Origin of the sequence: Nostoc sp. 'Peltigera membranacea cyanobiont' 232, assembly GCF_002245985.1 — a bacterium.
In the GTDB taxonomy this organism is placed as follows: domain Bacteria; phylum Cyanobacteriota; class Cyanobacteriia; order Cyanobacteriales; family Nostocaceae; genus Nostoc.
Genome location: NZ_NOLK01000108.1, coordinates 19,275 through 27,134, shown reverse-complemented (window position 1 = coordinate 27,134; position 7,860 = coordinate 19,275). Strand labels below are relative to the sequence as shown.

Annotated in this window: 5 protein-coding genes; all 5 read left to right on the top strand. The window is 42.6% G+C overall.

The genetic code is table 11. The features are described from left to right. Nucleotides 1-775 precede the first annotated feature (775 nt). The gene (locus CDG79_RS27850) at nucleotides 776-2,584 is read left to right on the top strand and encodes an iron uptake porin (protein ID WP_094345006.1); all 1,809 of its coding nucleotides are present in this window, start codon (nucleotides 776-778) and stop codon (nucleotides 2,582-2,584) included. A gap of 495 nt (nucleotides 2,585-3,079) precedes the next feature. Continuing rightward, complete coding sequence (locus CDG79_RS27845) at nucleotides 3,080-3,790, top strand: TVP38/TMEM64 family protein (protein ID WP_094345005.1); 711 nt, start codon at nucleotides 3,080-3,082, stop codon at nucleotides 3,788-3,790. Between the two features lie 107 nt (nucleotides 3,791-3,897). Continuing rightward, a complete protein-coding gene (locus CDG79_RS27840; protein WP_094345004.1) occupies nucleotides 3,898-4,908 on the top strand; it encodes a glycosyltransferase family 2 protein in 1,011 nt (336 codons plus the stop codon). Between the two features lie 594 nt (nucleotides 4,909-5,502). Beyond that, nucleotides 5,503-7,125 (top strand): FAD-dependent oxidoreductase, encoded by a 1,623-nt coding sequence (locus CDG79_RS27835; RefSeq protein ID WP_094345003.1) that lies wholly within the window; start codon nucleotides 5,503-5,505, stop codon nucleotides 7,123-7,125. Continuing rightward, a complete protein-coding gene (locus tag CDG79_RS27830; RefSeq protein ID WP_094345002.1) occupies nucleotides 7,122-7,451 on the top strand; it encodes a 4Fe-4S dicluster domain-containing protein in 330 nt (109 codons plus the stop codon). The genes CDG79_RS27835 and CDG79_RS27830 overlap by 4 nt, the downstream gene beginning before the upstream one ends. Nucleotides 7,452-7,860 lie beyond the last annotated feature (409 nt).

Genomic DNA, 7,860 nt, shown 5'->3' with positions numbered 1-7,860 from the left:
GCTCCCCTGCTCCCCTGCTCCCCTGCACAAGCACGGGCTTTGAGAGGTGTGGTGAGAAATCCGGGTATTAGCTGGGGAAAAAAGGGTTTGAGCCTTCTTTACTTTTCTTCACGCAATTTGGTTATGAGAACGCAGTTGCTTGGGTTGACTTGACCTAGCCAATAATTTTTACATATTTTCTCTTGATGGATAAATACTGGGTCTTGCATTGTACCAAGCTCTATGCAAAGATAATTCTACGCAAAGTCCGGTAACTATATCGACTTATCGAACTATGAGCTTTTCTTAACAATTGATGCTGTCAAATATAGCTGATTACAAATTAGTATATTCAGCGAATTTGAATTGTCAGAGAATAACTTGATTTCAATTCAAGTTTTAGTCAATGTCAGCAGCCAGTGATGAACTTTGTACAATATAACCAATAAAGATGGAATTCTAATGTCTTAGAAGTGTCAGTCCACATAGTATTTGCTTTAGTTTGCCTTAAAAGTAGCCCAGTCTTAAAAAGGCAGTAATTGTCTTATCAAAGACGTTTTTAGTATTCTCTAAAGTGCCATTTTTCATAAGTTTCAGCGACTTTTTGAGTCTCCATTCAACCACTTAGTACTGGTTGCGATATTTGTCGGAAATTTGTATTTTTCTCACTGGTGGAACCTTTGCTAAGTCTATTATCTAATGATTTAGCAGAAACATTGCATCAAGGATTTATGCTGTTCGTCTGTCCAATTTAGAGTTAGTTTATTCATCTTTCAGGTTGAGGAGTTAAAGAGTAATGTCGAATTTTCGCTCAAATTATAGATGGACAATGTTCCTGCTTTTGTTGCTAGATATTTTAGGTATCCTGCTTTTTTATCCAGCCAAAAGTCACGCTGAACTGCCTAAATCTGATGTATCTACTGCTGGAGTAGAAGTTAACAAAGCTCCAGAAGTAGTTGTCAATCAAACAGTAGACACTTCAATGCCACCGCTAACGAGTAAAAAGGCTACAAACCCAGAACGGGTAACACCTGTCTCGCAATTGTTGGAAGTTGCGCCGCCGACTAGTAAAAAAGCGACAAATAATTCTGCGGGACAAGTGACATCCGTCTCGCAACTGTCAGATGTTTTACCTACAGATTGGGCATTTCAAGCATTACAGTCTTTGGTGGAGCGCTACGGTGTAATTGCGGGATATACAGATAGCACATTTAAAGGGAATCGTGCCCTAACACGGTATGAATTTGCAGCTGGGTTGAATGCAGCTTTAGATCGCCTCAATGAATTAATAGCGACTTCAACGACAGATTTAGTCAAACGAGAAGACTTGGGTATTATCAAAAAACTACAAGAACAATTTTCTCCAGAACTTGCTCAATTGCGGGGACGCTTAGATAGCTTGGAAACGCGGACTGCGAAATTAGAAGCAACTCAGTTTACAACTACAACTCAACTTGTAGGTCGAGCGCAGATTGTTTTTAGCGAACTTCTGGCTGGTAATAATGTTGTCACCAAAACACCAGCACCTCGCAATGCCACACTTCAAGGCTCAACCTCTTTACGGTTAAATACCAGTTTTAACGGTAAAGATTCACTAGGTATAACAATAGGAGGTGGAAATATTGAATCATTGGGACAAACAAGAGCTGGATTATTGGGAACTTATGAGGGAAGAACTGCTGATAACTCCAGTATTACTTTTGCACGCAATACTCTTATTCTTAGTGGTGTTCGCTATCGGTTTCTACCTTTTCCAAATACCCAAGTCAACATTTATCCCTTGTCTGATGGAGCTAGTGAGATAGGTCTTTCTGGCCCCATTAACCCATATTTTGAATCGTCTTCTGCAACTGGTGCTAATGGAATTTCCCGATTTTCACGGCGGTCTTTGGTCTATAACTATGGAGATAGCGGCCCCGGAATTGCTATACTCCAACAATTAGGCAAACAAGTTCAATTCGGGATAGCTTACAGCGCACCAAATGGTAACAATCCCGCAGTTAATAATGGCTTATTTTCAGGCAGGTATTTAGCTTTAGCACAGTTAATATACTACTCTTCTAATAGGAATTTTCGGGTGGCTGCAACTTACGTTAATACCTATAGCCCACCAAATACCATAGGTTTTAGTGGAACAAATTTCGGCCCAGCTGTCGGCAGTAACTTGGTAAACAGCACCGTGGCGGGAGCGGGAACTGTGGGCAACCTTTATGGTTTACAGGCGTTCTATCAAGTGAATCCTAAGTTGGCAATTAATGGGTGGGTAAGTTATGCAGCACATCGCTATTTGGGGCGCGGAGATGGCGAAGCTATGGATTGGGCAGTAGGACTGGCATTCCCGGATCTTTTTAGTGAAGGTGCTTTAGGGGGTTTATTAGTTGGTATGGAACCGAAAATGATCGCTCTCAGTAAGGGTGTAGATTTGGGAGCAGGTGCGGGACAAGCGGATAAAGATACTTCCCTACACATTGAGGCATTCTACCAATATAAAATTGGAGATCATATTGAGGTTACGCCGGGTTTGATCTGGATTACTGCACCGAACTCTGATTCCAGTAATCCTGATAGTTTATTTGCTTGGGTTCGTACTGTCTTTAGATTTTAATCGGTGAAAATTAAAGATACAGCAGTTTTCCTTTGCCTGAACTAAAAGCTACGGGTTTTGAGGCAGGAGGCAGTTATTGCTGGAGGTAGAAGGTAGAAACTCTTGATATATGCGTGAGTCCTGTATTTTGTACCTCACTTAAAAAGCAAACTGCTGTATAGGTTTTCTAGCGATGTAGAGCTTTGACACTCCCCAGACTGAACAAATATCGCTACACTCAGCATATCCTTATAATATATTGTGAAGAACTTAACTGTTCTCAAGATTGTTTCGGCTGTGCCGAAAAACATCTTGAGGACATTTCGTTTTTAACTTGCTTATAGCTTTCCTTAATCAAATGAGTTACATCATAGCCCCTTCTCGAAGAGCGGGGAGGGGGTTGGGGGGTGGGGTTCTTGTATCTCACCAGACCGGGAAACGCTATATGCGAATTAATTAAAGGGGACATTTGCGACAGATGGGTTGTGTTACAAAAAAAGTAGGAGTAGAGTTCTAGTGTGGAACTTGAAAACTGGTATTTTGCTACTCACACTGAGTTGCATAATTGCAACTGGTATAGCAGTATATCTGATTGGCGGCATTGAACCAGCACAAATTCAGGCTTTGCTAAAATCTTCTGGAATCTGGGCACCTATTATTTATATTGCATTGTACGTTGTGGCAACAATGTTAGTTCTGCCCTCAACAGTACTAAATTTGACTGGAGGTGCAATTTTTGGCCCTTGGCTGGGTACTTTCTGGACTAGTGTTGGAGCAGTGATTGCAGCAATCATTGCTTTCGTTTTTACTAGAACTATTGGACGGCAAACAGTTGCAAAACGACTCGCAGGACGCTGGCAAGCTATGGATGCTGAGGTACGCCGTGGAGGGCTTTTTTATATGTTTGCCATCCGACTAGTACCAATCATGCCTTATGGCTTAGTCAACTTTGTGGCTGGACTGACTTCTATCAGCTTTAAAGATTATGTTCTAGGTACAACACTTGGTACTGTTCCTAGTGTCTTACCTTTTGTACTACTAGGTAGTTCTGGTCTAAAGGCAGTCAATACTGGTGATTTTTTGCCGCTAATACTCGCCTTGGGCTTAACTGGAATACTGGTAGCAGGGTCTACTTGGTATCGCCATCGTCGGACTTTTCCCAAAAAAGCTGTAGAAAGCCTTAAAAAATCAGACTCTTCAGATTACATAAATCCAAATAATAAATAAATTATCGGAATGGGACTTGAGCCTTGCTAGGTATACTAAGAACCAAACCTCGATCGCGACAAGCAGTCTTTCAGCCTGGCTATTCAAAAATTAAATGAGATTTCTAGATGATACCAAAGTATTCATTGATTGTTCCAATTTATAACGAAGAAGAAATTATTCCTGAACTATACCGCAGACTGAGTGCAGTTATGAATCGGCTGGATGGTCTGGTCGAATTGATTTTAATCAATGATGGTAGCCGCGATCGCTCCTTACAACTACTACGAGAACTCCATCAAAAAGACCCACGCATTTGCTACCTGAGCTTTGCTCGTAACTTTGGTCATCAAATTGCAGTTACTGCTGGTCTTAATTTTGTTCGGGGTCAAGTTATTATCATCCTTGATGCTGACTTACAAGATCCGCCAGAACTAATCCCAGACATGATTGAAAAATGGCGACAGGGCTATCAGGTTGTCTACGCTCAACGCACTCAACGCCTCAAGGAAGGATGGTTTAAGCGTTTTACAGCCTACTTCTTTTATCGCATCCTCAAGAAGCTTGCAGATGTAGAGATTCCTACTGATACTGGTGATTTTTGTTTAATGGATCGGCAAATCGTAGATATTCTCAATTCTATGCCAGAACGCACCCGCTATATTCGTGGTCTGCGTTCTTGGGTTGGCTTTCAGCAAACCGCAATTCAGTTCGAGCGCAACCCCCGCTTTGCTGGGGAAGTTAAATACACTTTCCGCAAATCTTTGGCGCTTGCTATTAATGGTCTAGTATCCTTTTCAATAGTGCCACTGCGGTTATCAACCTACTTAGGCTTAGTGGCGGCGGCGGTGGCCATCTTCATGGCTTTATTAGTCTTGTATTGGCGGCTTTTTCTCCCCCATTCACCTTTAACTGGGTTCACAATTATTTTAATGGCAATTTTCTTTCTCGGATCTGTGCAGTTAGTCAGTGTTGGCATCTTAGGCGAATATATAGGGCGCATCTACGAAGAAGTTAAAGCTAGACCCCTTTATACTTTGGCAGAGGTAGCTGGCTTCTATTCCAAATCCTCCAATTCAACGAATAATTCTGACAAACGAGTTGACGCTCTCCCCCCTAAAAAGGACGGGGATTCTTAAGATATTTCTGCCTCTGTACTTTGTTAATTTTGTAAAATATTCTTTTTAAAGAAAAAGTATCCTGGCTAGGGCTTATGCAAAAAAGCAGTCAAAGCCTTGATTTCCTATAGGAGCAATTTCTGAATTGCTTCTGAGCGCGTATAGTTCTGCGTAAATCCTGATATAGGACTCCTATTTGATTTTTGAACAAGATTCAGTACACATCTATACCCTTCTTTTCTGTTAAGAGTTCCCTATTTCCTGTTCCCTACCTACGCAGATAATTTCAGGAATCAAATCGGATTACTATACATTCACAAAGATTTACAAAAAGCAAGTTTTTTATTTATCAAACTTCTTTTACATAAATTTACATTTAAATTTGTTTGTAAAATACTTGCTTTTTATCGAAAACTGTGAAAAGCTTTGTTATATCACAAACTACGGTTTGCCTATCAATATAAAGTACTTAACGCTAATCTGGCTTAACAAGCCATAAATTGAGGCTACTGATAGTCTTCAAGTAGATAGGCAAACAGATTTATGAATATTTTGCAGCATTGATGGGATGAAGACTTGATGCTTAAGACTTTATCGATGGAGGGGAAATTGTAAATGCTGAAGACGTTAACAACGGATTTTCAACTCGACTTAGAAACAGATGTGCTTGTGATTGGAGGCGGGCCAGCCGGAACTTGGGCGGCTTGGAGTGCTGCATCAAGTGGAGTTAGAGTTGTCCTGGTAGACAAAGGATACTGTGGTACAACTGGATGCGCTGCGGCATCTGGAAATGGTGTGTGGTATGTGCCACCCGATCCAGAAGCACGAGAAACGGCAAAGGCGAGTCGGGAATCATTGGGTGGGTTTTTATCCGATCGCAGTTGGATGGATAGAGTACTGGATCAGACCTATGCAAACGTCAATCAGTTAGCAGAGTGGGGTTATCCCTTTCCTACCGACGATGAAGGCAAACCCTATCGGCGATCGCTGCAAGGGCCAGAGTATATGCGGCTGATGCGGCGGCAAATTCAACGCGCTGGAGTCAAGATTTTAGACAACAGCCCCGCCTTAGAACTACTAGTAGATGTAGATGACGATGGTGCCGTTGCTGGTGCAACAGGTGTGAATCGTCAGACTGGTGAGAAATGGATAGTGCGATCGCAGTCCACAATTATCGCAACTGGTGGCTGTGCATTTCTCAGCAAAGCGTTAGGATGCAACGTCTTAACAGGGGATGGTTATTTAATGGCGGCAGAAGCAGGAGCGGAGATGTCGGGTATGGAATTCTCCAATGCTTACGGCATCTCCCCCGCCTTTTCTTCAGTTACCAAAACCCTGTTTTATAATTGGGCAACTTTCACCTACGAAGACGGTACTGTCATTCCGGGGGCAAGTTCTCATAGACGCTCAATAATTGCCGAAACATTGCTGCAACAGCCAGTTTACGCCATCATAGACAAAGCGGCTGAATCGATGCGGCCATCTATGCGTTTAGCACAGCCCAACTTCTTTTTACCCTTTGACCGTGCAGGGATCGATCCATTTACTCAACGTTTCCCTGTGACTCTGCGCCTAGAGGGAACTGTGCGCGGTACGGGAGGAATTCGGATTGTTGATGAGAGTTGTGCCAGTTCTGTACGAGGACTCTATGCGGCTGGAGATGCCGCTACACGCGAACTGATTTGTGGCGGATTTACTGGCGGTGGTAGTCATAATGCGGCTTGGGCAATATCTTCTGGCTATTGGTCGGGGAAATCGGCTGCTGAATATAGCCGTAGTTTGGGAGAATACAAAACTCAACGACTAGTTTTGGGTGTTGGTGAGGTAGGATTACAGAGCGATCGCTCTCAACCTTTGGCAACTGATGAAATTATTCAAGCAGTCCAAGCTGAAGTATTTCCTTATGAAAAGAACTATTTCCGTACAGAACAAGGCTTAACCGAGTCTTTGGGTAAGCTAAATCATCTTTGGCAAGAACTCCGTAGTAGTCGGGTAAAATCAGACAATGAGCTAATCCGGGCGCGAGAAGCTGCGGCAATGGTAGCTACAGCACGATGGATGTACAGCAGTGCCATTGAACGGAAAGAAACTCGTGGGATGCACAAACATCAAGATTATCCAGAACTTGATGCTAACCAGCAACATCACCTGATTAGTGGCGGATTAGATCGAGTTTGGGTGAAGACTCAGCCGCTAAGTACAGAAAAGCCTTTAGCTAAAATAGGAGCAGCAGTGTGATTGAGTTGGTCAGCGAATCGCGGTGCATAAAATGTAATATCTGCGTGAATATTTGTCCAACCAATGTGTTTGATAAAGTACCTGATGCGCCGCCAACCATTGCCCGACAGAGTGACTGCCAAACCTGTTATATGTGCGAATTGTATTGTCCAGTTGATGCGCTTTATGTAGCACCAGAAAGTGATGTGACGACTTCAGTCAACGAGGCGGAATTGGCAGAAGTTGGGCTACTGGGTAGTTATCGGGAAAACATCGGTTGGGGACACAAACGCACATCAACAGCAAAAGCCGATCAAACATTCCAGATTTTGAAGCAGATGAAGTAGTGCGGTGGAGAAAATAGTCATGCTGTCGTTCAAGGTAGGAACAGGTTCTATCAGTAAAAATAAATTGACATCAAGATTATCAACTTCAGTGGCTTGTGTCTTACTGCTACTAACTACAGCGTGTAGCCAAGGCGAAACTAAATCTGCTCAATCCATTGGGACTTTAAATTAACAGATTGGGTTGTTAATGAACAGCTGCGTTAATTTTATTTATCTTGTTGATTAAAGTTTTTTTAACGAACCACAGAGGCGCAGAGAAGCCAGTGCATTGGGCGGGTTCCCCGACTTGTTCGCGCAGCGTCTCCGACAGGAGAAGCAACTGGCGCGACGCAGAGAGAATTTATGGAGAAGGAAGTTATCAGTGAAATTGATTTTTGAGATTTTGTCTTTACTAATCACGCCACATATA